This is a genomic window from Deltaproteobacteria bacterium HGW-Deltaproteobacteria-2, assembly GCA_002840505.1.
GTDB lineage: Bacteria > Desulfobacterota > Syntrophia > Syntrophales > Smithellaceae > Smithella.
Window position 1 is genome coordinate 310,708 of the sequence record PHBC01000003.1, and the last position, 25,078, is coordinate 335,785.

At 42.6% G+C, this 25,078-nt stretch carries 29 protein-coding genes; 3 read left to right on the forward strand and 26 right to left on the reverse strand.

Annotated elements, in window-relative coordinates; all coding sequences use genetic code 11:
* The first annotated feature begins 100 nt into the window (after positions 1-100).
* Positions 101-1,069, forward strand: coding sequence for an ExsB family transcriptional regulator (locus CVU62_08400; protein PKN37734.1), 969 nt, complete (start codon positions 101-103; stop codon positions 1,067-1,069).
* A 96-nt stretch (positions 1,070-1,165) separates the two neighbouring features.
* Here CVU62_08400 and CVU62_08405 read toward each other — a convergent pair whose 3' ends face one another.
* The 11 genes from CVU62_08405 to CVU62_08455 form a co-directional block, all read right to left on the reverse strand.
* Positions 1,166-1,969 carry a cyclase gene (locus tag CVU62_08405; GenBank protein ID PKN37735.1) on the reverse strand — a complete coding sequence of 268 codons (804 nt, stop codon included), beginning with the start codon at positions 1,967-1,969 and terminating at the stop codon, positions 1,166-1,168.
* A 173-nt stretch (positions 1,970-2,142) separates the two neighbouring features.
* Positions 2,143-2,337 carry a hypothetical protein gene (locus CVU62_08410; GenBank protein PKN37736.1) on the reverse strand — a complete coding sequence of 65 codons (195 nt, stop codon included), beginning with the start codon at positions 2,335-2,337 and terminating at the stop codon, positions 2,143-2,145.
* Positions 2,338-2,364: 27 nt separating this feature from the next.
* A complete protein-coding gene (locus tag CVU62_08415) occupies positions 2,365-2,745 on the reverse strand; it encodes a hypothetical protein (protein ID PKN37737.1) in 381 nt (126 codons plus the stop codon).
* 147 nt (positions 2,746-2,892) lie between these two features.
* Positions 2,893-3,783, reverse strand: a complete 891-nt coding sequence (locus tag CVU62_08420) for a hypothetical protein (GenBank protein PKN37738.1) — start codon at positions 3,781-3,783, stop codon at positions 2,893-2,895.
* A gap of 29 nt (positions 3,784-3,812) precedes the next feature.
* On the reverse strand, positions 3,813-5,282 hold the full coding sequence (locus CVU62_08425) for a radical SAM protein (protein PKN37739.1): 1,470 nt from the start codon (positions 5,280-5,282) through the stop codon (positions 3,813-3,815).
* Positions 5,283-5,299: 17 nt separating this feature from the next.
* On the reverse strand, positions 5,300-5,611 hold the full coding sequence (locus CVU62_08430) for a hypothetical protein (GenBank protein ID PKN37740.1): 312 nt from the start codon (positions 5,609-5,611) through the stop codon (positions 5,300-5,302).
* A 439-nt stretch (positions 5,612-6,050) separates the two neighbouring features.
* On the reverse strand, positions 6,051-7,193 hold the full coding sequence (locus CVU62_08435; GenBank protein PKN37741.1) for a hypothetical protein: 1,143 nt from the start codon (positions 7,191-7,193) through the stop codon (positions 6,051-6,053).
* On the reverse strand, positions 7,168-8,217 hold the full coding sequence (locus tag CVU62_08440; GenBank protein ID PKN37742.1) for a hypothetical protein: 1,050 nt from the start codon (positions 8,215-8,217) through the stop codon (positions 7,168-7,170). The genes CVU62_08435 and CVU62_08440 overlap by 26 nt, the downstream gene beginning before the upstream one ends.
* 14 nt (positions 8,218-8,231) lie before the next feature.
* Entirely contained in the window at positions 8,232-9,269 is a 1,038-nt protein-coding gene (locus CVU62_08445) for a hypothetical protein (protein ID PKN37743.1), read from the reverse strand.
* A gap of 91 nt (positions 9,270-9,360) precedes the next feature.
* Complete coding sequence (locus CVU62_08450) at positions 9,361-10,266, reverse strand: hypothetical protein (GenBank protein ID PKN37744.1); 906 nt, start codon at positions 10,264-10,266, stop codon at positions 9,361-9,363.
* A gap of 84 nt (positions 10,267-10,350) precedes the next feature.
* Positions 10,351-10,980 carry a hypothetical protein gene (locus CVU62_08455; GenBank protein ID PKN37745.1) on the reverse strand — a complete coding sequence of 210 codons (630 nt, stop codon included), beginning with the start codon at positions 10,978-10,980 and terminating at the stop codon, positions 10,351-10,353.
* 337 nt (positions 10,981-11,317) lie between these two features.
* Here CVU62_08455 and CVU62_08460 point away from each other — a divergent pair, with 337 nt between their 5' ends.
* The gene (locus CVU62_08460) at positions 11,318-11,599 is read left to right on the forward strand and encodes a hypothetical protein (GenBank protein PKN37746.1); all 282 of its coding nucleotides are present in this window, start codon (positions 11,318-11,320) and stop codon (positions 11,597-11,599) included.
* Positions 11,600-11,661: 62 nt separating this feature from the next.
* Here the strand turns inward: CVU62_08460 and CVU62_08465 are convergent, their stop codons facing one another.
* The 10 genes from CVU62_08465 to CVU62_08510 all read right to left on the reverse strand — a co-directional run bounded on the left by CVU62_08465 (position 11,662) and on the right by CVU62_08510 (position 17,846).
* Positions 11,662-12,900 (reverse strand): hypothetical protein, encoded by a 1,239-nt coding sequence (locus CVU62_08465; GenBank protein PKN37747.1) that lies wholly within the window; start codon positions 12,898-12,900, stop codon positions 11,662-11,664.
* A 384-nt stretch (positions 12,901-13,284) separates the two neighbouring features.
* Positions 13,285-13,890, reverse strand: coding sequence for a hypothetical protein (locus CVU62_08470; protein ID PKN37748.1), 606 nt, complete (start codon positions 13,888-13,890; stop codon positions 13,285-13,287).
* A gap of 22 nt (positions 13,891-13,912) precedes the next feature.
* On the reverse strand, positions 13,913-14,200 hold the full coding sequence (locus CVU62_08475; GenBank protein PKN38057.1) for a transporter: 288 nt from the start codon (positions 14,198-14,200) through the stop codon (positions 13,913-13,915).
* Positions 14,201-14,232: 32 nt separating this feature from the next.
* Positions 14,233-14,412 (reverse strand): CsbD family protein, encoded by a 180-nt coding sequence (locus CVU62_08480; GenBank protein PKN37749.1) that lies wholly within the window; start codon positions 14,410-14,412, stop codon positions 14,233-14,235.
* Between the two features lie 39 nt (positions 14,413-14,451).
* Positions 14,452-14,832 carry a hypothetical protein gene (locus CVU62_08485; GenBank protein ID PKN37750.1) on the reverse strand — a complete coding sequence of 127 codons (381 nt, stop codon included), beginning with the start codon at positions 14,830-14,832 and terminating at the stop codon, positions 14,452-14,454.
* Between the two features lie 101 nt (positions 14,833-14,933).
* Entirely contained in the window at positions 14,934-15,122 is a 189-nt protein-coding gene (locus CVU62_08490) for a hypothetical protein (GenBank protein PKN37751.1), read from the reverse strand.
* Positions 15,119-15,310 (reverse strand): hypothetical protein, encoded by a 192-nt coding sequence (locus CVU62_08495; protein ID PKN37752.1) that lies wholly within the window; start codon positions 15,308-15,310, stop codon positions 15,119-15,121. The genes CVU62_08490 and CVU62_08495 overlap by 4 nt, the downstream gene beginning before the upstream one ends.
* Before the next feature lie 248 nt (positions 15,311-15,558).
* Entirely contained in the window at positions 15,559-16,224 is a 666-nt protein-coding gene (locus CVU62_08500; GenBank protein ID PKN37753.1) for a hypothetical protein, read from the reverse strand.
* 843 nt (positions 16,225-17,067) lie between these two features.
* A complete protein-coding gene (locus tag CVU62_08505) occupies positions 17,068-17,304 on the reverse strand; it encodes a hypothetical protein (GenBank protein PKN37754.1) in 237 nt (78 codons plus the stop codon).
* A gap of 308 nt (positions 17,305-17,612) precedes the next feature.
* Entirely contained in the window at positions 17,613-17,846 is a 234-nt protein-coding gene (locus tag CVU62_08510) for a hypothetical protein (protein PKN37755.1), read from the reverse strand.
* A 233-nt stretch (positions 17,847-18,079) separates the two neighbouring features.
* Between CVU62_08510 and CVU62_08515 the strand changes: the two genes are divergently transcribed.
* A complete protein-coding gene (locus CVU62_08515) occupies positions 18,080-19,870 on the forward strand; it encodes an ABC transporter ATP-binding protein (protein ID PKN37756.1) in 1,791 nt (596 codons plus the stop codon).
* Between the two features lie 283 nt (positions 19,871-20,153).
* On the opposite strand, the gene CVU62_08520 is transcribed toward CVU62_08515, so the two are convergent.
* From CVU62_08520 to CVU62_08540, 5 genes are all read right to left on the reverse strand, one after another.
* Positions 20,154-20,618: an NUDIX hydrolase gene (locus CVU62_08520; protein PKN37757.1), complete on the reverse strand. Its 465-nt coding sequence runs from the start codon at positions 20,616-20,618 to the stop codon at positions 20,154-20,156.
* A gap of 150 nt (positions 20,619-20,768) precedes the next feature.
* Complete coding sequence (locus CVU62_08525; GenBank protein ID PKN37758.1) at positions 20,769-20,981, reverse strand: hypothetical protein; 213 nt, start codon at positions 20,979-20,981, stop codon at positions 20,769-20,771.
* 253 nt (positions 20,982-21,234) lie between these two features.
* On the reverse strand, positions 21,235-22,500 hold the full coding sequence (locus tag CVU62_08530) for a hypothetical protein (protein PKN37759.1): 1,266 nt from the start codon (positions 22,498-22,500) through the stop codon (positions 21,235-21,237).
* Positions 22,493-24,268, reverse strand: coding sequence for a hypothetical protein (locus tag CVU62_08535; GenBank protein ID PKN37760.1), 1,776 nt, complete (start codon positions 24,266-24,268; stop codon positions 22,493-22,495). Before CVU62_08535 ends, CVU62_08530 begins: the two co-directional genes overlap by 8 nt.
* Positions 24,269-24,716: 448 nt before the next feature.
* Positions 24,717-24,968, reverse strand: a complete 252-nt coding sequence (locus CVU62_08540; protein PKN37761.1) for a GlsB/YeaQ/YmgE family stress response membrane protein — start codon at positions 24,966-24,968, stop codon at positions 24,717-24,719.
* Positions 24,969-25,078: the final 110 nt, after the last annotated feature.

The following is a 25,078-nucleotide window of genomic DNA, read 5'->3' on the forward strand; positions in this document are numbered from 1 at the left end:
TTCATATTACAACTAAAATAATTAAAATATTTAATTCTTGAAAAGCAAATCATTTTAATTTAGATAATCAACCATCTTATTTAACCACAAAGGAGACACCATGATTAAAATCAAAGAAATTAAAGCAGCGAACATGAACACGGAGAAATTTATTGAAGATAAAGTACGCGCTATTCGGGAAGCCGTTGGCGACGGATTTGCCGTCAATGCACTCTCCGGGGGAGTTGATTCCTCTGTGGTTACGGCGCTGGGGCACAAGGCGCTGGGTAAAAAATTGAAAACTTATTTCATTGATAATGGCATCATGCGGGAAAACGAACCAGCCAGAGTGGCAGCATCTTTTAAAAAGCTCGGCATTCAGGTGGAAGTAGTACCTGCCTCCAAAGCTTTCTTCGCCGCACTCAAAGGCATTACCGATCCCGAAGAAAAAAGAGAAGCCATCACCCAGACTTTTTACAAAAATATATTCGGCAAACTGGTAATTAAAAGCAAAGCTAAATATCTCCTGCAGGGAACCATTCTGACCGATGTAGATGAAACGGTCGCGGGAATCAAAAGGCAACACAATGTTTTTGAACAACTCGGAATTGATCCGCAGAAAGCTTTCGGCTATAAAATTTTAGAACCGCTGATTGAGCTGCGCAAGGACGGAGTTCGAAAAGTCGGCCGCGGATTGGGTTTGCCGGAGGCTATGTTTGACCGGATACCATTTCCCGGACCGGCATTGGCTGCCCGTGTAATCGGCGAAGTCACACCCGCCAGGATTGCCCTGGTTAGAAAGGCGACCGCCATTACAGAAGCGGCGCTTAAAGATGTCAAAGTGTTTCAGTATCTGGCTATTTTGCACGAAGATCGCGTTACAGGCATGCGCAACAACAAAAGGGTTTTCGGCAATCAAATTGAAATCCGCTGCTGGGACAGCGTGGACGCGCGAACCGCAACGCCGACACGTCTTTGTTTTGATGTTCTGGAAGACATCGCCGCCAAAATCACCAAAACAATTCCCGAAGTCGTCAGCGTAACTTACAACATCACCACCAAACCGACATCAACGATTGAAGCCGTCTAGCATTTTTTCCCTCTTTCTTCCCTCCCTTGAGGGGAGGGATTGAGGGAGGGTGAATTTTTCCCCCACTGTTATTCCGGCCACATATGACTCCACGCATCAGCGAATAATGGCGAAAACCCTGGCCGGAGCTCCCGTTCCGCCTTTTATCGACATGGGTATCACATACAGAGTTGCTCCCTTGACGGGAAGTTTGTCCAGGTTGGCAATATTTTCCAACGCGAGTTTATCGGCGCCGCAAATAACGCGGTGGACCCAAAATTCAGTTGACTTGCCATAATCAATGCTTGGTGTATCAAGGGCAATCCCTTTAATATTTCGTTGTTTCGTAAGAAATTCCGCCGATTCCCGGGAAAACGCCGGGAAACTCAATTCAGGAAGCGCCGGCAGACCTTTCTTATCGGTTCCTAAAACACTCTTGCGGTCGGGATAAAATTGTGTGCCGATTCCTGTGTACATAATTACCCATGCTCCCGCCGGAATCCGGCCGTACTTTTTCTCCCATTTCTTAATATCCTCGACGGAGAGCAGGTAATTTCTATCGCTGGCACACTGCTGCCGCACGTCGATTTTTATTGCCGGTCCGATCCATTCCTCAAGAGGAACCTGATCAATGGTGCGCCCATTTTTTGCAAAGTGAAGCGGCACGTCGGCATGCGTACCGCCGTGTTCTGAAGCGGCATAAAAGTTGGCCGCATACCAGTAACCTTTCTCGGTCATTCCATGAAATTCCGGCGTCAATTTAAATGGTGTTGCGTTTGGCCAGTAGATCGTATTTTCGTCATAAGCATATGTCATGTCCAGAATATGTCCAATATGTCCGGCAGCATATCCGGTCCAGGACGTCATTGTCATCATTACAGCTATAAACACTGCCGCAATAAATATTTTTTTCATTTTCATTATTGCTCACTCCTTTTTCTTTTTCTCTCTTACTCAATTAGATAAAGAGCGCTGAAAAAAATACGTATCAGTCCCATACATTTTTCCATGGGGATATAAATCCCCATCACCGCTTTGTTATTTCTTCGATATTCCCTGGCATCATCTTCCGACCGGAAGAATACGCACACCGGTCAAAACCTGTCCCGTATGCCATAATAATATGAACCAAATATCACCAACGGGAAAAAAAGAAGCGGGGCAGAACCTTCATCAAGCACCTGATAATTTAATGCGCTATCAATCTCCATGCGAATGGGACTTGATGAATTCGCGCACTTTGTTTCCAGTATCATGCTGCATGGCTGGCCGGTTAATTGCCCTTTCACGAAGGGCTCCCCGAGGGAGTCGCCTGCTCAAGGTGCCCAAACCTGTTCACCGGTGTTATAAGTAATTTTGAATTTCGTTTCTTCCACAGTAACCGGATAAGTCCAGGTTACTTCACCCTGTACGTTTCTCACAATCCAGTTCTGTCTCTTGCCAATCTTATCCAGAATTTCTCGCACCCTATCAAGCGGCATATTCAAACTCTCGGCGATATGTTCAGGAGAAATGGGCTTACGCAGACGAAGAAGCTCCAGGAAAAGAAAACTTCTGACCCTGTAGTGATCTTTGGAAAACATCCTTGGATAAACAGTCCGCATCACCTTTCCGGCAATACTAATTCCAGCTTCGCACAACCAGAATGGAGCAGGAGCAACCTTTTTTCCAACACCCAGCCATACTTTGTTTGCCATCACAACCTCTTTCATTAATTGGAGATGTCTTTAATTATTTGTCATTCCAATCCACTTTGTCACTGCAAGCAATCTCTTTATTAATTCTATTTCATTGTCCCTCTAAGATGGCTATTTCGGCGAACGTGCGATTAATTATTTACACACTTACCCTGCTGCTACGGTTGTCTGTAAAGCAGGAAGTTTTAAATACGAACCAAGAAAATAATCAAACGAGTCGGGATCGAGTTTGCACAGTCCGGCCAGGGGATAAAAAGTCATTTCCCCGAAATATATCCGGTTATTTACATAAATCAAATCCACCCGGACAAAAGGAAATCCTTTCGAAAGGACAGCGGCATACTCAAGCATTTTCTCATACTGTGGAGTTCTTGTAACCGGTTCCTGCAAAGCAGGGTCACCATATTTGTTTTCTAAAAGATTCAAATCAATGTCAAACATATTTACCCTGAATAAGTCGGCTTGGTATTTATTTATCTCTACCTGGCGCACGACACCGTCATAGCAATAGAAACCATATTCATAAAGCATTTCGTCATTCTTAGTCAGATGCTCTTCGCAGATGAGACGGGGAGTGATATTCTTGTATGCCCATTCTCTATAGATGGGATAAAGATCTTTCTTAAAATATTTTTTTAACAGATGAAAGGAATGCTTCCACTCAAATTCCGATTTTTTTTTGCAGAATATATTCTGTTTGCAGCCACGATTCACTTTCAAGACGAAAGCATCCGGCAGCTTGTTGATATCAATATCTTCCGGTTTTTCATAAACGCCGTATAACTCTTTTAGTATTTCAGGACCGATCCTTTCTTGCACAAACTTGCGCACTTCATATTTATCCGCGCATTGTGTGAGGATATCATCATGCCAATTTAATTTAAGCCACTGAATTTTTTCGGTGAAAGATTGAGGATCTTGCAGATTCAGACGCCTGCGCATTCTTCTTCGATAATAAAGCGAAAGAAATATTCTGTCAGGAATGCACCGTCCTAAAACACTTCTGGCGAAGATGAAAAATAATTTTTTTTTTAGCATATAAACGCTTACCGCGTGCCGCTATATTATCAATAAATTTTGTAAAGCCCGCTGCCGATAAATTCCCATGACTTCAAAAAATCAAGACGGTCTTTTTCGATCATCATCTTATCTATGTCGGCTTTTATTTTTAAATCATAATCTCTATAGAATTTTTTAAAAACATCACCGTTATTCATTTTTTTAATAAATAATTCCTGAAAACTCTTTATGGCCACGGAATTTTTTATTTTCATTTCGTGTACAAATTTTCTTTCAACAAAAATTTTTCGGCGGGAATTTAATGCGATTTCTTTGCTGTTTTCATCTTCCTCATCGCGGACAGTCGCCAACTGCGGCGCGAAATAAGCTACAATCAGGCCGTGCTTATTAAAATCAATATATTTCAGAAGCGAATGGTGGACAATCAATTCCGAACTGTTTTTGTTTAAAGACCACAAGCTATCATTACATTTATTTTCCTGAAATGTCTTCACGAGTCTTTTTATTTTTACCGGAGTATCCTCAATAGCCAGTCTTCTGATAAATCCCGATTCCGTGGACACTTCGTATCGTTTTTTAATAAAAGTCTGGAATCTTTCCCTGTATGCTTTTTGCTGAAATCTGTGTTTATAAATTGAGCAACAGTAATTAATGGGCAATCCGATGTTTTTATCCACGGCATATTTAATCAATCGTAATGCAGTTAATTCCGATTCCAGAACAGGCATGGTGGGCTGGTGCAAAAAGGTGTACTGGCGATTAATAAATTGCTTATAGCAGTATTGAGTGGGGAATAATTGATGCAAATTTAAATGCGCCACACCAATCGCTTTCATTCGCGGCAAACATTTTTTCAGTATTTCATAATCTTCCGGAATAGCGGGAATCTCAACCGTAACCTTATCGATAATACCCACAGACATCTTTACTGCTTTTAAGTCATAATTTCTCGCCGCGATATCAAATCGTATCTCATTAAGACCGGCCTCTTTCAAGCTGTTTAGCTTATGTTTATCAACCAGGTCGCCGTTTGTATACAACCAGATATAGATTCCCTTGCCAAATCTCTCTCTTGTTTTTCTGATATAAGTCAGTATTTTTTTATACTTTAGAAGAGGTTCTCCTCCGGAAAAGCTAGCGCCTTTAAATTTAAATTTCTCCAGATAATCAACATAGTCGTCAGGATTATCAAAAATAAGCCCTGATTCCGTTGGCGGCTCTTCCTTCTTGTTTTTCCGGTCCTGAGGACAGTAGAAGCAATTGGCCGTACACAAGCAATCAATAAAAATACATGACCATGTTCCCTGCCCGCAACTCATACATCCGGGCGATAATTTCCCTGGTCCGATTTTATTTCCCAGAAAATTACTGTTTACCCTGCCGGATATGGATTGCAGAAGTTCATTTCTCTTTTGATTTGCTTCCCTGGCCTGGGTTTCCGTCAGCCATTTCATGTCGTAATAAGCCCAGCCGAGAATTTCCCGGGTATCCTGAATATCAATTTTCTTATTTATCATATGTATACCGTAATAAATTAAGTCCCTGAGACTTCAACAAGCATCTTTCTCATCAGGAGTTTTTCCACAAACCCGATAACGTCCTTTTCAATAACTTTTACAGGAACCTTAAACTCAGCAGCCAAATCCATAATTATTTCTTTCAGGCTCTTCCGTCCGTCCAAACTTTGCCAGATAACCTGTCCTGTAGTGTTGAGGAAATATGGTTCGTTCTCCGAATCGTTGACACCGGATGCAAACGGGATGATGATCATCTCACTTTCCACTTCACGCACAACAACATCACCAGACGCCACATATACGGCGTCTGGTTTTATTTTTGTTTTCATAAAATATTCCTTGAAATAAATAAGTGCCGGGTCCGGCTTAAATAATTGTCAATTATCACCGCATCGGTCAAAGAAAACTAGCCCTCGTCTGTATTAAGCACTATAGGAAAAATACAAACAGTAAATTTACTCTTTTAAAGCCGGTGTCTTGAGCCTTCTATTCAACGTCTTTAATACAAGCCATTTTAACAGGAGGCACTGGAGGAGTAGGACCAATGCCTGTATTGTAACGCACGTTCCCTTTACTGGATGATCCAATAACCTTCTTTGTGTTTCTTTGTTTCATTACATCCAATTCCGGTTTCTGCCATTGTCTATCTTTTTTCATTTTGCACCTCCTGTGCGTTTAACAAGAAATGTTTTTATGGGTAATTTGTTGTTTAGGTGCCAATATAGGGAAATTCCATTTGCAAGTCAATTATTATTTTATACCATATTATCATATAGTTACAATTTTATTTTTCAGTCGAAGCTTGCCGTTCTCCCGGATAACGATACCTTGTTCCAAGTCAAAAAACCGCGCCTCAACATGATATTGCCGAACAGCATCGTTATAGGCCTTGCGCTGCCGGGCTGATGGCTCTTCCCATTTACTTCTGAGTCTTAACATACGCAAGATTCGGGCGACTTCTCCTCTTATATTCATATACAGATCGCGCCAGCCCCATTGCTCGTCTAGCCATTCCGGCCAGGGAGAATCCTTAAGGAAATCCTTATAGCAGCAATAGGCTGTCAGGTCAGGGAAGAACAAAGGCTTGCCATAGACGAACCGGCGCCATGGTTTTTGATCACCCATATGGTGAATGATGACCGCACTGGATTTACCGTTTTTTATTTTTTGCCATCGCGGGGAAGGCGCCGTATTCCATATAGGCGATAATTGTGCGATGTTGCCATCCAGAATAGCATTCAGCGCGTGTTCATCAGGAAGAGAACAGAGCTCGGTATTTTGCCGGATAAATTCCAGCGCCCTTTCACCTAATTTTTCGCTGTTCCATCTTTCGACATCAATGTAGAGAACACCGGTATTGAAGAAGCGATAGGGTTTGGTCATGCCTAATTTGTGGCAATGATCATTGAAATCATCGTGCACCTTCTTATTTAAACCAGTCCAAACACGGCCAGAAGGAACAGCGGCCAGCGCAAACGGTGCCGTATCCAGAGAAAATATTGAAGATATGTCGCCGTGGATAGTCAGGTCACAGTCGAGATAGAATATTTTGTCGTAACGGCCGGCAAGATGTTCAGCCAGAAATAGTTTCATCATCGTGGCAGTACTTAACCTTTCAATAAATTTACCGACACCTCGTTGACGCGACATGTCCATATCTTCGCAAAATAGTATTCCGCGCTGTTCCATCCAACTTCTGTGGACATCCGTCACTTCCGAAGGCTCCGCGAAAATAATAGTATCAAAGCTATGATCCGAACCTTTGGCGAAAGACTTCACCGCATCAGCAACGAATAACGCGGGAATCAACATTTTTCGGTCGGTGCAAAGACAAACGGCGTTTCTTATTGTCTGTTGTTTATTAAAAGTTCCGGCAGAGGTCAGATTACCGGTCTGAAAATTTTCTTTCATTTATCAACCTTCTCAAGAATTTATAAGTATCGGGATAGTTTTTTTCAAGAAACATTCTTACAATACTTCTTAACTTATAATAAAGACTTTTTACATTTATAGAAATATTACCCGTCAGCCGTTTCACTATACCCAAAATCATTCTGAATACTTTGACCGAAAAGCCATTTTCGCCCAACGCTATGGCCTTGTATTCTTCCAGTAAAACCGTGCAGTCTTCGAGGTAATCTCTCTGAATATAAAATGCAAAATGGCCAAACAGAGCGTCACCGCAAATCATGTTGGGACGATTCAGCCTCTGCGGCAGGTCCTGTGATAAAAATGATTCGTCACTATGAATGAAACGCCACGCTCCCGTCCTGCAATCTATCGTTTCATCAAAACCTGAATTTAACTCCGGCAGACCTTTTAAATCACGTCCGAACCAGCACATTACGCCAATCGAAAATCTTCTGAAATCATTCATTATTACGTGATCTATTTTCCATCTGTTCAGATTGTCCGATTTTATATCATTAATAAATTTTCTGTGAATTTTCCCGGCAAATTTTGGATTCTGCCAACCGTTAATATCCAGGCATTCATATCCGACCTTGCCCCATTGCATCGGAACAATTCCTTCCTTCTGAAAAAAGTGTGAACATACTGCGTTATTAACAATGTTGCCGAAAACAAAAAGAGGTTTCGGATTATTGATCCTGTGTTCAATAAGATTTTTCACGGCATCTTTTTCGAAAAAACAGATATCATCATCGAACTTGATATAGATGGTATCATCATCAACATAATCCCTGTAATACTGCCAGATACTGTTCACTGATTTTTTAAGCATTTCTTTCCTGTTGATTTTAAAGAAATCGGGATGCTTAGCTGCAAGCATTTCAATATAAGCAATGTCATCTTTAACAGAAGTATTCAGCCAGAAGTGATGCTCTGAAATGTACCGGCGATTATTAAGAAGATACTCAGCCAGTATTTCCAGATAATGTTTCCGTCCCGCAGGAGTAACAGTAATGACCTTCATTAGAAATCCCGATATTACATCAATGTTTTGTTTCTTAACTTTCTTTGAAGTTTGAAAATTTGCGGATAATTATTTTTCAGAAAAACACCTGCACGCAGCCTGTATTTATTGTATCTGTAATAATAAGACATTTTATAACGGCAATATTTATATAAATCACGTTTATGCAGATTCTTTAAATAAAAATCATTTTCCGCCTCTTCCCGCTTACTCAATATTTTATTAGGCGTTTGCGGATTAACAATATCAATCAGGTCGGCTTTATCCAGATTTGATTTCCATTCGGAATTCAAAGGACTTTTAGGATTCCAGGGTTTTCCTCCCGGGAAATTAGAATATGTGTGTAAAACAATTCCTTTCAAGTTATCCGGACTGCCTCCCGAATGATAAATCTCATAACTTGGACAAATATTATAAACCTGAGACAGCTCCTGCCACTTGCCATGAAAATAAATATTCAGAACCGTTTCTTCCGAAATATAAATAATATCCTCGAAATGCAAAAGAATATTTTTAAGATTCTGAAAATCATCTTCGGATATCATATCCGTGCAAAAAGCCATTACACCGGAATTAAACGCGGGCCTGCTTAAATCACATTTACTCTCCAGCTCTCTGAAGAGATGCTTATTGCGCCTGTTGCGATCATGAAACTGCCCTTTCAGCGAAGTACGCAGCAAGTTAAGAATTCTTACCGCCGCAAATCCCTTCGCTTCAGTAAGAGATTCCAGTGAACCTCTTACAACGATATCCCCGTCGAGAAACACAACATTTTTCCATTTCTTAAATTCCGGCGTAAACAAATAAAATTTGCAGAGAGTCGTTAAAGGAGCATGGCCGATACGGATTTCAGTTTCTGTCAATATCGGTTCGCATTTCCTGATCAGAATCCCTTTATCATAGAACCATCTCAAATCTTTTTCAGGAATATCATAAGCCAGCAGCATGTAATCGCCCTTCCAGCCCGCATTCCAATACACGCTGGAAAAAAGCTGCCTGGCCTGATCAACGTAATTGCCATCCGCCAAAGTCACCAGCAAATCCTTTTTCATTCCATTTTCCTTATTTGTTATTGCAACACGCGCTCTCTAGTGATCCATTGGTGGAAATGCTATTTGGGTGGCATAGCTCGCGCAAAGATGTTTAACGAGCAGATATTAACGCTACCTGCCGCACTTGCGCTTTTAAATTCTCAAGATAAGATTCTCTGGGCTGGGCAATCGTGCCTTTTTCATCGTACTCTTTTTTTGCCATTAATTGCACAGCATCATTGATGTCGCCGTTTGCGGCATCGAGATATGTCTCAATCAGCTCTCGATACCGGGGAGTGGATTCACGGGATCGCTGTAAAAACTCGGTGGCGTCACCGTCTGTAAAGACCCACAAGTGAGCCATGCCGATAAATTTTGGATGAAGCCCTATGAGCTTATCCAGCGATGAAACGTAGTCGTCATAGGAAGATAGAAATTCGGCTTTTGCGTGGCTGTCTTTGTCGCCTTCCGGAAGACCACAAGCTTCTCCCGCGAAGAGCGCGCGAATTTCGGGAATGAAAAACGCCAGCGAGTCGCCGGTATGTCCCGGCACCTCGTAAACTTCGCAGGTCAAACCACCAAGATCAAACCGGTCTCCTTCTTTGAGATTAAACTCAAAATTCACAGGTTCGAGACGAACATCCTCATCACCGACGATATCTTGATAAAATCCTCTTTGGAGCTCGCTTAAGGAAGTCATCAGATCGAGAACGGATTTCTTTTTCATCAGAGTTCCGACTCTTTCGAATGCACCGGCCTGAAGATCAGGTAGTTTTCTCTTGAGATAGGGAATAGAACCCACGTGATCGAAATGGGAATGGGTCGCAAAAACATAGTCCAGAGCGTTTTTGTCCCCGAAGACTTTTTCCAACGAAGCAATATATGCCGGACCTATCAGATTCATTCCTGCATCGATCATTAAATGCCGCTGCCTACCCTTAATGATATAACCCGGATAAAGCTGGTTTCCTCCAACGGTTATCCACTCGCCAAAATCGCCCTCTGCCTGTATTTTCATGTTTGTAACACATCCTTTATTTATTGATTACCTCCACAATAGCGATTTCTCCCGATGTGAGAAGTAAAATTATTCCACAAGATATCAAACCCACCCGAGTATTGTTGCAAACACAATATGACACATGATTGCAAGGACAGGCATAAGCACCACGCCGATCTTTTTCGCCCGCAACGTCAGATTATCATGCAGCCAGACAAGCACCAGCAGTGGGAAACAGTAGGCAACAACAATGAAATAAATGTTAGGCCAGCTCCAGTATTTATAGGCCCATATCAGCATGTTGCTTTTGTTTAAAAGCACCTCGACAAATACGCCGGCAAGACCCAGGATCGTGGGGATGAATAACCGGTTGGGGATGCCCAGGATTTTCATATTTTTATCTTCCGGCAGAATTTTTAAGACCATCAGGCCGTAAACAGCAAAGAAAAATGATATTTCAATGTTCAGACCCGCATAAATAACAAAAGCCGATTTCCCCGGCGTTGTCCACAGAGGCGCGTAATCTGTAAAATGCAACAGCAGCGCGTTGAAAATCTCCCAGATAAACTCGATTGCCCAAAACGCCAGTCCCAGCAGAACCGGGCTCCAGTTTTTCTTCTCGATTTCAACAAAGTAGATGTACACGACGGACACCATCAACGGTATGATGTACCATTGCAGGTTTTCAGTGCTTCTTAAAACACTTAATGCTTGAGCGCTTGCAGCAGTCATTTTCCATCCTCCTTATTGAGTCCCAAGTTTCAAAAGCGTAGCACACCGAAACTTGTTGGACGAATTATCCAATATCCAAAGGCTATTTGGAAATTATCCCAGGCACGCAGTGCCGTGGGATATTGAACACCTCTCTGTCCAGTAATTCCAACAGAAATTGAACTATAAGAATTTCAGCCTTGTATGTCAATTCAATAGTGACACTTGCCGATAGAGGCAAAGATTGCATATTGCTTCATGATACTTATTTTGCTAACTTAAAAACGGCAGAACGGCCATTTTGCTTCCAATGGCGCTTCACTTTTTTTTATGAAATGGAGGCTAAAGTAAATTAATCATGAAATGCAAACGGTTTGTCTGTCAGATCATATTTTTGATCATATTGAGTTTTTTGGGTATTTCCTGCAGCGGTGGCAGTTCGGATTCTCCGCAGAGCTTACAGCAGAATGGGTCACCACTCGCTTATGAATGGCTAATGGATCCAACTTCGATCGGGCCACTTGTAGCAGCACACCGCGGTGCGCATAAAAATGTTCCCGAAAACTCGCTCGCGGCAATTCGTGCAGCATCGCAACTGGGTGCCGACCTTAGAGTTCTAGTATATATCGTTTGCTCTTAAAGGCAATTATGTCAAATTATAGAATATCAGAAAACAAATTCAACCCGGATTATTATCTTTAGTCATTTTTTACCGGGTGCATCAGTTTTTCTCGTCAGACTATTTTCTTCCTTCTGACGATCGGCAGAAATATCGACGGCGATGGCAGCGGCCTGCTCGGCGGGCATGCCTTCAGCCCGGCGTTCATACTCCTTTTCACCTCGGTCGTCGCGTTCCCTAATCGCCACATCTTCCGCTTGCTCCTGCTGTCCCGGCAAATCGACGCGCAGTTCCTCAATAAGCATCATCACTGCCGCCGCTACCGGAAGAGCAAGAAGCGCCCCGGTGATGCCATATAAAACTCCTCCCGCCAAAAGCGACAAAAGGATTACGGACGAAGGGAGGCGCAACGCGCGTCCATAGATCCGCGGAATTATCACTCGGCTTTCGAGTTCTTCGTAGGCAAGCATTAGCACGAGCACAATGATAATGACGGTAGGACCACGAGAGATAGCTGCCGCCACTGCGGCGCCCACCGAAAACAGGGGACCAATATAAGGAAGGACGTCGGCAGCGCCCGCAAACACCGCGATGGCCAATGCGTTAGAGACACCGCAGGCAGTCAGGAGGATGAACACAAAAGCGCCCATTAAAGCACAGGTAATCACCTGCCCGCGTATGTAGGCACCGACGATGGTTTCCAGATTCAGCATGATCCGGGAAAGCCGGATGTGGTGGGACCTGGGGACCATAGAAAACAGGCCTCCTCGCAGACGATCCCTATCGATCATGATGTACAGCGCGAGGAATACGGAACTCAGGATATACGCGAAGATCTCGACGACGCGGGTGGAAAACTCGAGGGCATTCGAGGTAACCATTTTTAAAAGATCGTCGGGATGCACTTTGCTAAGTAGTACTGCCAAGGGGCTGGTCAGTTGGGAACCCGCCAACCAATTCACCAAACGTTTCCGCAGTTCAGGTTCCTGATTCAGAAGGCTCGTAACCTGCTCTATGAGTGATGGAATTGTCATTGTGATAAAGAGAACGGTGACTGCCGAGAGTGCGGTGAAAACTATCGCGATGCCCAGACCCCGGCGCATGCGCCGCTTTTCAAACCACTCAACAGCGGGACCTATGGTGCCGACGATAATGAGGGCCGCCACAAGTACCAGAACCACCGGTAGAAGCCTGTTCAGCACCCACAGACCGGCGAATAGTAGCAGCAAAACGATAATAGTGCCGGGAGAGGGTTCAATGCGAATCACACGTGGACGGTGTTCCTTTGGGGTGGATTCAATGGATTCCTGACTCGGTATCATATCGCCTCCGTTCCGGCGTCGTTGATATGATCTTGCCTCTTCATAATTGAGCCATAAGAATTTCGGCCTTATATATCAATGAACACTAAACACCTGATAATCTAACCAACTGAATGTGTTTAGATTATTCAGGTTATTGGCAATCCAGTTCTTAATTCCTTAAACTTTTCACGTTTCTTTACTAACCCGTCCAAACATCTAATCCTCTAGTTTCCTGGATTCCGGCCGGAGTTTATCCCGCGTATGCGGGGCCGGAATGACAAAGGAAGTATTTCCTTAATTACTTAAATCTTGTCCCTTCTTTTCACATTTCACTATTCACTGTTTCTTCTAATCTTCCAATCATCTAATCTTCTAATCCTCTATTTTTCACCATTCACTGTTCTAGTGTTTCATACCCTTCATATCATCCGCTGTTTTTTTATGGCTTTGTTTTTTATGGTCTTTTTTATCCATCTTCTTTTCGTGTTTTTCCTCACCCATTTTCATGTACATCATCTTATGCATGTTTTTAAACTGTTCTTCCGTCAAAATAGCCCGCATATCTTTCATGGCTTTTAGCATTTCCAAATGCTGAGCGGTTTTCATATCTTCAATTTTCTTAACCGCGAATGTGGCCTTATCCAAATCAAAATTTTTCACTTCCATAATTTCCATAAGTTCGATCTGGGCAATCTTAAGGTCAGCTTTTGATCTTATTTGCTTTTTCTGCATTTCTCTGTGTATTGGTTTCATCTTCGCCATCTGGTCATCGGTAAGCCCCATATGATCCGCATTCTCCATGCACATCATATCACCGCCCATCATGTCCATGTGGTCCATTTCCATCATCTGTCCATGTCCGCCACCATGACCTCCCATGGGCATATCCCTCATCTGTGAAAAAGCAGGTACAGCAAAAACAAATGTCAATAACAACGAAAGTAATATTTTTTTCATAACCTTCTCCAGTTTGTCTGATTTAAATTCTTTTATTTGTAAGTCGAACATTCCCGCCAAAGGCGGAACAAATCTATTCAGGTTTATACTTAAACGATACTCTTAATTTCGCCCGATACTCCACAACTTTTCCTTTTTCCACTCTCATATCGAGTTCTTTTACTTCAGCAATCCTTATTTCTTTTAAGGTTTTTGCTGTGACTTCAACAGCATTTTTAGCAGCATCTTCCCATGATTTATCACTGCTTCCGATAATTTCGATAACTTTATAAACATTGCTCATAATCTTTATCCTTTCTTTTAATTTGGTTAAATAAAAATGGTTAATCGGGCTGTTTTCATACGTTAAAAAATCTTCCATATGAATAATATCCAAGCTTATGCGTTCTCTTACTACCGCCCCCAAACCTTCTTGACCTGACCGATCTTTTCCTGAACCTGGCCGGTTATCTTTTCAACTGTACCTTCCTCTTCCAACTTGGGATTGTCGCTTATTTCCCCGGCAACTTCCTTGACCTTACCCTTCACTTTGTGAAACATGCCTTCTGCTTTGTCTTGTGTGCTCGATTTCATACTGTTCTCCTTTAGGTTTTTGATTTATCTGCTGGAGTGTTATTCTTTTTCCTTGCTCTTAAGCCAATCTCTCGCAGCATCGTTATTGGTAAAATATTTAAATGACACACCGGCTTTCTTTGCTGTAATTTCATGAAACGATTGGAAGTTAGCGTTCTGAGGAATGTCCATAATGGCGACTTTAAGCCTATAAATATCGGGAGGGTAATTTCTGACATTAAAAAATGCTTCTGTAAAGAAACGTCCCTTGATAGCACGAATATCCGCCAGCACATTCTCTACGCTATTTTCCATTATGACTGCGGTCACTTCATTTGTTATCTTTTCAGCAGCACTTTCTATTACTTCGCCTGTTAGAATAATTTCAAGAATTCCTTCATTCACAGATGATGAGATTTGATATTCTTCTTTCTTTTCCATTTATGAATTCTTTATCGCTTAACAATTAATATTCTAACTTCGCTTTTCCCGATAAGTGGTATTGCCTACTCAACTTTTTTGTCTCAACATGCTGACGGTCTTCATTTCGTCTCCGTTACCTCTATCTTTTCTGCTCTGCTCTCTCTTAATTCATCGTCTGTCTTTATCCCTCTTGACTGGGAGATCTGCTCGGCAACAAAAATAAATGCTATCAAAATAATGGATGCCATAAACGAAAATAACACCCATGCAGACTTTTCAAATGGATTCATAATTTTCCCCAATTTCATTTAAAGGTCATCCTTTTGTTCAGGTTTAAAGGTGCCCTTCCTATTTTGAGAAGGTCCAAGATAAAAGAATTAATCCGGGTCTTTTTGACCTTTCTTGTAGGTATCAGGCATAACCATAACCCTACTGATGGGGGGGAGACACCTGAGACGAATGTTTGACCGTTCTTATCTTTCTGTTTCAGCATCATGCAGATAGTAATTGCAACTATCCTGCCAACAACCGGAAATACTCAGATATTTTAATTCATCTTTAATAGTATGTGGTTAGATTAATCAGAGGGAATTATGGCGATGTATGAAATTATTCGTTTGGCCTCAACATACGGTGGAACCTCAGCATATTGAGGGGATTCATGATCAGCGAGTTTCACTAACTTTCAATTTGGGATTAGATGAGAATTGCCATTTGCAATCAGTTTTATAGTCCCCATCTGAATCAAGGGCAATATCGCTTGCCTTTAGCCATTTCAAACAATTTGCAGTCGCCCAATGTACAAGCTTTTTGCACATCACGGCAGAAAAGATTTTTGTTGCCCAGCATAAAATAAGCACGCCCTCGGCTGGTGTAGGCCAAGGCATCATCAGGCTTCAGGTTGATGGCCTCGTTATAATCCACTATGGCACGCTTCAGCTTGCCAAGGTTATCGTAAGCAATTCCCCTGTTGTAATAGAGGTTGGCATCTTTCGGCTTCAGGCTGATGGCCTTATTGAAATCATCAATGGCCTGTTGATACTGATGGAGGCTATTGTGAGCATCTCCCTTATTGTTGTAGGCTTCGGCTAAATCCGGTTGCAGGCGTATGGCCTCGTTATAATCCACTATGGCACGCTGATACTGGCCGAGCTTAGCGAAAACAATCCCCCGGTTGCTGTAAATCTCAGCTAATTCCGGTCGCAGGCGTATGGCCTCGTTATATTCTTCAATGGCCTGCTGATACTGGCCGCGGTTCGCGCAGGCAATCCCATTGTTGCTGTGGGCAATGGCATCATCAGGTTTTTGTTTAACGGTATTATCAGCCTTCAGTTTATTAGCATTGTTCAAATCCGAGCAGGAACAGAGAAACATTAAAACAAGAAAGACGGCAACGATAATTTTGCGCATATCAGCTCCGTTTATATTGTTATCATAATTATTGAAAAAAGAGCATGAATGATTAAAGACAATGAATTTTTTTCATTGAATTGTTCTCTGAGGGCATTCTTCATAGCTGCTCTTTTAAAATACAAAAAACCCGTTCTCTTTTTTACGAAACGTGGTTTTAACTTCAGTCTTTGGCACCCTCAAGGAAAGTAGGGTTATAAATTAGTCAACGAGTTACCTCTTAAGTTAAATATTTCCCTTAACTCTTCTAATGTTAAGGCTGTCTTTTGGGCTGCTTATCAAACTTGTCTTTTGACTTTTGTTTCTGTCTTACAGCGTTCTGCTTCTGCCCCTTTTCCTTGTCTTTTTTGCCGCCCTTGTCTCCCATTACATCTCTCCTTTCTTTAAAGGTCCTCTGTTTTAGGCTAAAATGATTCCTTTATAGACATCTTCCATTTGTGATTTGGGTCACTCACAAAAGATTGTTCCTCAGCACTTCCATCCTCATCTGTTTTACATGTTCTGACAATCCATCCTCCATGAACTTCTTTTCTGTCACTTTTAATTTTTTTACCTATAGCTCTTACGGCTTCCCACATTTTAAACTCCCCTTTCCTTGTTAATTTCCCCTGGCAAAAAAAAACGAGACCCGCATATGCCGTCTTGTCATTTAACTGGAGTCCTTCATTTTAATTCTTGGTCTTTTACGGGTGATAATCACCACAAAGACCCTGTGATTTCTTTTTTGTTAACTTCCAGTAGAATAGACTCAATACGGGCATCGCAGTATCTCGTATTTATAAGATAGTGTTGCTTATCATCAATGTCAATGACTGTGCCTATGTTTGCCGGGATCGCATGTGACTAAAGGAAAAAAAACCAGGAGAGCACTGCCACCATCGAGAGAACGAACCCAACCACGGCGAACCAGGCGGGACGAATGACTAGTGTTCCCTTTGACTCTTCCAGTTCTTGTGTCTTCTCGCGTTGTTTCTTATCCTTATTATCTAGCTTTCTTTCGGTCTTCTTCTGCAGATCCTTTTTTTGTTTATGGTCCACGGATTCACACCCCAGCAAAATTCTTGGTTTACCAGACGACATGACGTCTGGTTTTCGTTGCTCTCCTTTTATTTAAATTAGATTATGAGCCACGAATTTCATTTGTCGCATATACTAATTGGGTTGATATCTCGTTGCTGTTTAAGTAACATATTGTAAGTTCGTTTAAGTCCCTTCTCATCCATCCAAGACAAACAGACTCTGGCATAAGACAGATAATCCGTGTAATCTTTAAATCCCCTCAATCTTTCTCCTATTGTTTTTTCTCATTATAAAGATATTAATTGCAAGTAGCCTGCCAACAATCGGAAATAATCAGAAATCTTAATTCATCCTTTAATAGTAAGTAGTTAGATTAACAAGACGGAACAACGGGGGATGTATGAAATGATTCGTTCGGCCTCAACATGCGGTGGAACCTCAACATATTGAGGGGCACCCTTCACCTTCTCTGTCATTGCGAGGCAGCCCTCGGCTGCCGCCTGCCCTCGATGTAATCGGGGTGGCAATCTTTTCCCTACGCCTTTCTTTGCGTCCCTCCCTTGATGGGAGGGATTGAGGGAGGGTGAAACATTTTCTGTCATACCGGTCCCGCATACGCGGGATTTTACTCCGGCGGGGATCCAAGAACAGAAAACTGGATTCCCGATCAGGTCGGGAATGACAAATGAAGTTTACTGTTTTTTCTAAACCTCTAATCCTCTAACCTTCTAATCTTCTATTTTCCAATCCTCTAACCATCCAATCATCTAATCTTCTACCTTCACCCTTCACCATTCACTTTTCTTTTCTCCAAAGCTAATATATAGTCCCGCGCATGGCCGTATTATTGAATCTCGACAAAATCAGCAAATCATTTGGAACCAAAGCTCTTTTTACAGACCTTTGCCTGACCGTTAACGAGGGTGAAAGGATAGGAATCATCGGTGATAACGGAACAGGGAAAACCACGTTAACTAAAATAATGGTGAACCTCGAAAGCACCGATGCAGGCAATATCGCCATCAGAAAAAACTTAAAAACAGCCTATATACCTCAAGTCAGTAATTACGAGGCTTTCGCTACTGTGTGGGACATTGTTGCCAGCAGGGCTGCCACCGATTTTAAAAATGCCGACGTAAAAACAGCCAAAGCCTTAAGTATCGTTGGTTTTAATGATCATGCCGTAAAAGTCAACACACTTTCCGGCGGCTGGACAAAGCGGCTGGATATTGCCTGCGGGATAGTTAATGAACCGGAACTTTTAATTTTAGACGAGCCGACAAATCATCTGGACTATCAGGCACTGGCCTGGCTGGAAAATTTTTTAGGTTCCGCCAGGTTTACCTGGGTAATGGTCAGTCACGACAGATTTTTACTGGAGCGCTGCGCCAATAGAATTGTGGAAATAAGCAAACGCTACGAAGGCAATATTTTTTACTCCGATGGCAGATATGATGATTTTTTAGAAAAACGTCTGCTCTACATTGAACAACAAAACAAGCTCGAAGCCGTAATGTCCAACAAAGTGCGGGCAGAAATAGAGTGGTTAAGAAGAGGCCCCAAAGCCCGCAGGACAAAAGCCAAATACAGAATAGACGAAGCTCATAACTTAATAAAAGAATTGGCGGATTTAAAAGAGAAAAAGCAAACATCCAGGACCGAAATAGAATTCAGTGCCTCCAACAGAAAAACCAAAGTGCTGGTTAAAATCAAAAACATCAGCAAATCATTCGGCGATAAACATATTTTGAAAAACTTCACCGTCAATCTTACAACCGGTTTGCGTATTGGATTGCTCGGAGGAAACGGTGTTGGTAAAACGACCCTGTTAACGTTGCTCAGCAAACAAATAGAACCTGATGCGGGCAGCGTGGAGCATGCCGACAATTTAAAAATAGTTTATTTTGACCAATTAAGAGAATCCCTGCATCAGCAAAAAACCATCAAGCAATTTTTAGCCGACGGCAATGACACCGTCATCTTTAAAGACAGACCGGTTCATCTTGTTTCGTGGATAAAACGCTTTGGTTTTGCAACTGAGCAGATCAACTCCACCATTGCATCGCTATCCGGCGGAGAACAGGCCAGAATATTAATTGCCAAACTTATGCTTCAACCTGCGGATATCTTACTTTTGGACGAACCGACCAATGATCTGGATATAAGAACAATCGAAACACTCGAAGAAAATCTTCTGGAATTTGGCGGTTTGCTGGTTATCGTTTCGCATGATCGCTACATGATATCCCGAGTATGCAGTTTGTTTATCGGTTTTACAACTGATGCCAAGGCAGAACTTTTTGCCGACTACGAACAATGGGAAGAAAGTTTAAAAACAAGCAAAAAAGAAAATACCGGCGATGCCCGCAAAACAGACAAAGATAAAGGACCTAAAAAAGAAAAAACAAAACTGAGCTATAAAGAAAAGCTGGAACTGCAGGATGTAGAAAAACAAATTGAAATTTTACATGACAAAATCAAATTACTGGAAGCACAGTTGGCCGACCCTAAAAACTTCAGCGACTATATTTTACTCCATAAATTAACAGAAGAAATTGCAGCAGATAAAGACGCCCTGGATAAATTTTACCACCGCTGGGAGTATTTGACAGAGCGTACGATGTAAATCCAGCCCACAGCCGTCATTCCGGCATGGGTCTAGCCGGAATCCATTTGTCTTTTAATACTGGATACCGGCCTTCGCCGGTATGACAGCACTTTACACAGGTCCGCCTCCTGTCATTTCCGCAATTCATTTATTGTAATTGCCATTGCGAGGCGCACCTTGTGCGCCGTGGCAATCTTTCATTCTGTTATTCCCGTCCCGCATACGCGGGATCAACTCCGGCGGGAATCCAGAATTATATGTCATTAAGAGTCCCGTGATGTCGGACCCGGCAATATTTTATTTAATCCATTCCCAAATACTTTTGTAGTTGTTCCAAAAAACCGCGTTGACCTGCCAATAACTTTTCCCGCGCCTGCAAAATTGTAAACCAGCCGCCTTTATCCGCTTCCGGAAATGCCTGTTCTTTTCCTGAGCGGGGCGGCCATTCCATCGTAAACAGATTACTCTTTATTGATGTTGCATCAATATTTCCCTCAACCGCCCAGGCATAAACTATTTTTCCACTGGGCTGTTTTAGTGGTATTAATTCTATAAACTCGCCTGTGATATCAGAACCGGTTTCTTCGCGAAACTCACGTTTAGCTGCTTCTAAAGGATCTTCTCCCGCTTCGAATTCACCTTTGGGAACAGACCAGGATCCTTCATCCTTTTTTTCCCAATAAGGTCCTCCGGGATGAATAAGAAATACTTCCAAACCATCATCTAATGCACGATACAGCAAAATTCCGGCACTTGTTTTTTTCATTTTGCTTTTCATCTTTTAGTGACACTCGCTAAGAGCGAGAGAAACAAAGATCGAATCTTTGTCATTCCGGCGAAGGCCGGAATCCAGTTTTATTTTTTCCTGGATGCCGTTCTTCAACGGCATGACAGTCATAAAATCCCCCCGGAGGGACTACTTGATAATTCCTACCAACACCTTGCTGTCCGCACCAAAATAAACATTCCTGCCGATCTTCACCAGGGGACGGCGGATAAAGCGCGGCTCTTTGAGCATGAGATCAATCAAATCATTATCAGAAAGTTTTGCCTGATCCAACCCCAGCGCCTTGAAACTTGGAGATTTGAAACTGAACATATCGGAGGCTGATTTTCCCTGTAACAACATCTTGATTTCCTCGCGCGTGAAAGGTGTCTTGAAAAAATCACGCTCGTTGATTTCTACCTTCTTTTGCGAAAGAAACTCCTTCGCTTTCCGGCATGTGGTTCACTTATTCCAGCAGAAAAAGTCAACTGTCATAATCTTTTCTCCTAATAGGGCAAGATGAAACTATGTTGGAGCTTTGATCGAAGTGATACCCGCTAAAAGCAACCGGGTCATAGTGCTACCATGCAGTCTTTTTTTCACTATTCACGAGGAACTATTCACTATCAGGCTTAACAAAAAGATAATAGAGTTGGCCTTCGCGGTATGTTTTGCCGGCCAGTTCACCGGCACGGTTACCAACTCCCATATAAACATCGCAACGGCCTGCCGCCCGGATAGCGCCGCCTGTATCCTGATCCAAAGCAAATCCTACGGGCGTGTCTAAATCAACCGCGGTAAAGGCAAACATCGCTCTGGGATAAATGGACTTATCCGTTGCAATCGTTCTAAATGGAGTTACCGATTCATTGAGTGAACCCCTCGGTTCACCTGTCTCAGGCCTGAAGAAAACAAAACGGGGGTTTTCATTAACATACATATCGACTTCATTGGGATGTGCCTTAAAATAATCAATCATAGCTTTCATGTTGATATCTTTTTCGGTAAACTTTCCGTCGGCTATCATTTTTTTTCTGATACTCTGGTACTCCCAGCCGTTATGAGCGGCATAGGCTATACCTTCAGTCTGTCCGTCAGGCATTCGTATTTTGGCTGAACCCTGCACATGCACAATATAAACCTCAAACGGATCGCTAAGCCAGACAAGCTCGTTGCCTGCAAGCATATTTGATTTTTGTATATCCACCCTGCTTGGGTATTTATGGATCTGTCCATCAGGCGCCCTTTGTCCCTGAATCGTTCCATCGGGATCTTTTATCAGATCGTCAGGCGTCTTGTATAAAGGATATTTGAAACGATCTGTTCGTACAGGAGAACCGTCAAAAATCGGCGTATAATATCCTGTAAACAATACTGTGCCCTGATCATCACAGCCGACTGAAATATACGTATCGAATTTTTCCCGCAAAACCTTATTCATTTGCTGGGGTGACAATTTTAAAGAAACAAGTTTTTCCAGCTCCTGCAGGCTTTTTACCGCCTGCTCGTGAGTGATGTCGCCATAAGGATAGAAGTTTTTGCTGGATGGTTTAGCCATATAGCTTAGACTGCGGGCGATTGCTTCCTGCAAGCCGTCGAGATCAGAGCAAGCCTTTGTGTAGTCTGGAATCTGCTTGGGATCGGTAATTTTTCTTAATGCCAGTTCGCCCGGCGGCAATTGACGAAAATAATCTTTTTGCGGTGGCTCTAACGGCATGTGCGTAACAACTGTAGTAAGACGGCCCTGGCAACCCGCAAGCACTAAAAATGCAATGACCAATAACAATCCGGGGGGAATAATTATATTTTTCATGGCGCAAGCATAAGATAAAACAGTCCTGTATGTCAAAAGAAAAGTGTGGCGCTGGACACCTTTAACCATTCCGCTTATTCTGTTTTGCCCACGGCCTGCATGTTCCTCTGTAACAATCGCTTTCGGTTTCACCGCGCACTTGCAAAGTATTTGGTGATAGTTGAGACCACGCCACAGCGCTCCTGGAACTGATCACATGGAAAAGCCCGTTGGTCATCATTGCTGTGATATTGAAAAAATCGGCCTGATAAGGCGCCCGATAAGATTTAGACTTTTTCTCCTTACCAGTAAGCAAGGCGACGCGCGTCAAACCCATTTCGGCGAGACTGACACTCGAAGGAACGGGATGATCGAACCATGAAGCAAATACCGGCTTAAAATCAGCCGCTCTGGACTCCACCCATTTTTCGCCGTCCCGGAACGATTCAACATAAGCGGCCATTGTCGTCATCAGCGTATTCCATGATGCATCATTTTCATACATCATACTGATTGCGGTAAGCAGCGCCGCGGCATCGAACAGGAAACTTTGATTTTGTTTTGCTCCATTATAATACGAATGCCCCAGAGCTTTGCCATTCCAAAACAAATCAATCAACCGCCGGATGATCTGCGCGGCTTTTTCTTCCAATTGGGGCTGCTCCAGATTCCGTCCGGCCTGAATCAGGGCCATGGCGACTAATGCATTTATCCCGCAAAGAATTTTATTGTCCCGCGCCGGCTGTGGCCGCTTTTTACGCAGAGACAGGAGCTTCTCCTCAATATCCCGAAGATCAACATCATTTTTTCTAATCAAGTGGATACGGCCTTCAAAGTTGCCCTGCTCATCAATATAGTATGATTTACAAAAACGTTTAAATTCATCCGGCGCAAGGAAATCTTTAAGTTCACTATAGCCCCAGACATAAGTTGCCCCTTCCACATGTCCGGTATCTGCGTCATGCGCCGAAATGAATAATCCGTCATCCGCAAAACAATCATTAAGACAACGGACAATGCCTTCCGCCATTTTTTTATACTCGTTTTCTCCAATAACCTTATAAGCCAGGGAATAACACCACAGCGCCATTGCCTGATCATAGAGCATCTTTTCGAAATGCGGAATTGTCCATTGGCGATCCACACAATAGCGAAAGATACCGCCTTGCAGATGATCATTGAGTCCCCGCAACCGCATGGCATCAAGAGTTTTGCGGCAAAGGGTTTGAACATCAGGATTATTTTCCACACAGAGGAAATACAAAAGATATAACAGCGTGGAGTGCGGAGGAAATTTTTGTGCCGGACCAAAACCACCATACTCAGGATCGTAATAGGATAATAGATTTTTAACTAAAGACTCCTCTGCAGCATTCGATGGGTGTACTTCTTCGTTGATAAAAGGCTCAATATCATCAGCGTTTTTTTCATAATACTCATGAACTTTTTTAGCTATGCTTAAAAATGAGTATTGCGGCGCGTAGGTCAGCGCATGAATAGGACGAAGATCGGCAGTCAGAAACACATTGAGAGGCCAGCCGCCATTTCCGCTTAGCGCGGTAAGATACTGCATCATAAACTGATCGATGTCCGGCCTCTGTTCTCTGTCCACCTTAATGCAGATAAAATGGCTGTTCAGAAAGTCGGCAGTTTCGATATCCGAAAAAGCCTCAGCCGCCATCACGTGACACCAATGGCACGTGGCATAGCCGACGGAAACAAAAAGCGGTTTTTTCTCGTCAACCGCGTGCTGAATTATTTCCGCGCTCCATTCCTGCCACCAGACAGGATTGGATGTATGCTGCAGAAGATAAGGAGATAATGATTTATCAAGATTATTTCGTTTAAGGTCCGACATTTCTTAATCCCCTTCGCTATTCACTATTCACCATTAACCGTTCCTGATTTTTCTCATATATTAACGCATCTTTGTCAATTATTCGTTAATTTGATGATAAAATGACTTCGATTAACGATTTTTATTATACCTGTCCTATTAATTTTTCAAACGCAGTACAATAATATTGGTAAGGGTGAAATCTTTTTAATCCGGCATGGTTCTGGCCGGAATCCAGTCATTAACTTCCCGCCCTTGAGGGGAGGGATTGAGGGAGGGTGATTTTTTCCATTCACCCTTTTAATTGTCATTGCGAGACGCCACTCAGGCGTCGTGGCAATCTAAAGCGTCCAAACCTCCAATCCTCTAACCTTCTGCTTTTCTTTTTCACCCTTCACTGTTTTTTCTAATCCTCCAATCCGCCAATCCGTCCAATCCTTTATTCTTCCCCTTTAACCGTCCCCGATTACTACCCTTTTTTAATCAGAGAAACAATGAATAGCAGAAGTACGGCTCCAACAGTCGCAGTAAATATTGAACCAAGCAGGCCACCGGTCGTGATACCAATTAAACCAAAGGCAAAGCCTCCAACTACCGAGCCTATTATGCCGACAATAATATTACCAAGCAGACTAAAACCGCCGCTTTTCATTAAAATCCCGGCCAACCAACCTGCAACAGCGCCAATAGCTAAAAATGTTATCAATCCGGTTATGCTCATAACTTTAGCCCTCCTTCTGTTGAATGTTTTAGTTTTACGGCTTTGTCATTGGGAATCCAGTATTTAATACCCTTCACTATTCACTATTCACCGTTCACCATTCACCGTTC

What these genes read in the sequence shown, in the direction of transcription:
- CVU62_08475 (PKN38057.1), bottom strand. Translation starts at nt 14,200, where the DNA reads ATGGAAGATTTTTTAACGTATGAAAACAGCCCGATTAACCATTTTTAT.
- CVU62_08515 (PKN37756.1), top strand. Translation starts at nt 18,080, where the DNA reads ATGGCCGTATTATTGAATCTCGACAAAATCAGCAAATCATTTGGAACC.
- CVU62_08490 (PKN37751.1), bottom strand. Translation starts at nt 15,122, where the DNA reads ATGAAATTGGGGAAAATTATGAATCCATTTGAAAAGTCTGCATGGGTG.
- CVU62_08440 (PKN37742.1), bottom strand. Translation starts at nt 8,217, where the DNA reads ATGAAGGTCATTACTGTTACTCCTGCGGGACGGAAACATTATCTGGAA.
- CVU62_08430 (PKN37740.1), bottom strand. Translation starts at nt 5,611, where the DNA reads ATGAAAACAAAAATAAAACCAGACGCCGTATATGTGGCGTCTGGTGAT.
- CVU62_08420 (PKN37738.1), bottom strand. Translation starts at nt 3,783, where the DNA reads ATGCTAAAAAAAAAATTATTTTTCATCTTCGCCAGAAGTGTTTTAGGA.
- CVU62_08465 (PKN37747.1), bottom strand. Translation starts at nt 12,900, where the DNA reads ATGATACCGAGTCAGGAATCCATTGAATCCACCCCAAAGGAACACCGT.
- CVU62_08535 (PKN37760.1), bottom strand. Translation starts at nt 24,268, where the DNA reads ATGTCGGACCTTAAACGAAATAATCTTGATAAATCATTATCTCCTTAT.
- CVU62_08460 (PKN37746.1), top strand. Translation starts at nt 11,318, where the DNA reads ATGAAATGCAAACGGTTTGTCTGTCAGATCATATTTTTGATCATATTG.
- CVU62_08450 (PKN37744.1), bottom strand. Translation starts at nt 10,266, where the DNA reads ATGAAAATACAGGCAGAGGGCGATTTTGGCGAGTGGATAACCGTTGGA.
- CVU62_08480 (PKN37749.1), bottom strand. Translation starts at nt 14,412, where the DNA reads ATGAAATCGAGCACACAAGACAAAGCAGAAGGCATGTTTCACAAAGTG.
- CVU62_08495 (PKN37752.1), bottom strand. Translation starts at nt 15,310, where the DNA reads ATGATGCTGAAACAGAAAGATAAGAACGGTCAAACATTCGTCTCAGGT.
- CVU62_08425 (PKN37739.1), bottom strand. Translation starts at nt 5,282, where the DNA reads ATGATAAATAAGAAAATTGATATTCAGGATACCCGGGAAATTCTCGGC.
- CVU62_08525 (PKN37758.1), bottom strand. Translation starts at nt 20,981, where the DNA reads ATGTTGTTACAGGGAAAATCAGCCTCCGATATGTTCAGTTTCAAATCT.
- CVU62_08405 (PKN37735.1), bottom strand. Translation starts at nt 1,969, where the DNA reads ATGAAAATGAAAAAAATATTTATTGCGGCAGTGTTTATAGCTGTAATG.
- CVU62_08510 (PKN37755.1), bottom strand. Translation starts at nt 17,846, where the DNA reads ATGACAGAAAATGTTTCACCCTCCCTCAATCCCTCCCATCAAGGGAGG.
- CVU62_08400 (PKN37734.1), top strand. Translation starts at nt 101, where the DNA reads ATGATTAAAATCAAAGAAATTAAAGCAGCGAACATGAACACGGAGAAA.
- CVU62_08470 (PKN37748.1), bottom strand. Translation starts at nt 13,890, where the DNA reads ATGTTCGACTTACAAATAAAAGAATTTAAATCAGACAAACTGGAGAAG.
- CVU62_08415 (PKN37737.1), bottom strand. Translation starts at nt 2,745, where the DNA reads ATGGCAAACAAAGTATGGCTGGGTGTTGGAAAAAAGGTTGCTCCTGCT.
- CVU62_08435 (PKN37741.1), bottom strand. Translation starts at nt 7,193, where the DNA reads ATGAAAGAAAATTTTCAGACCGGTAATCTGACCTCTGCCGGAACTTTT.
- CVU62_08445 (PKN37743.1), bottom strand. Translation starts at nt 9,269, where the DNA reads ATGAAAAAGGATTTGCTGGTGACTTTGGCGGATGGCAATTACGTTGAT.
- CVU62_08520 (PKN37757.1), bottom strand. Translation starts at nt 20,618, where the DNA reads ATGAAAAAAACAAGTGCCGGAATTTTGCTGTATCGTGCATTAGATGAT.
- CVU62_08500 (PKN37753.1), bottom strand. Translation starts at nt 16,224, where the DNA reads ATGCGCAAAATTATCGTTGCCGTCTTTCTTGTTTTAATGTTTCTCTGT.
- CVU62_08505 (PKN37754.1), bottom strand. Translation starts at nt 17,304, where the DNA reads ATGTCGTCTGGTAAACCAAGAATTTTGCTGGGGTGTGAATCCGTGGAC.
- CVU62_08530 (PKN37759.1), bottom strand. Translation starts at nt 22,500, where the DNA reads ATGGTTAAAGGTGTCCAGCGCCACACTTTTCTTTTGACATACAGGACT.
- CVU62_08540 (PKN37761.1), bottom strand. Translation starts at nt 24,968, where the DNA reads ATGAGCATAACCGGATTGATAACATTTTTAGCTATTGGCGCTGTTGCA.
- CVU62_08455 (PKN37745.1), bottom strand. Translation starts at nt 10,980, where the DNA reads ATGACTGCTGCAAGCGCTCAAGCATTAAGTGTTTTAAGAAGCACTGAA.
- CVU62_08485 (PKN37750.1), bottom strand. Translation starts at nt 14,832, where the DNA reads ATGGAAAAGAAAGAAGAATATCAAATCTCATCATCTGTGAATGAAGGA.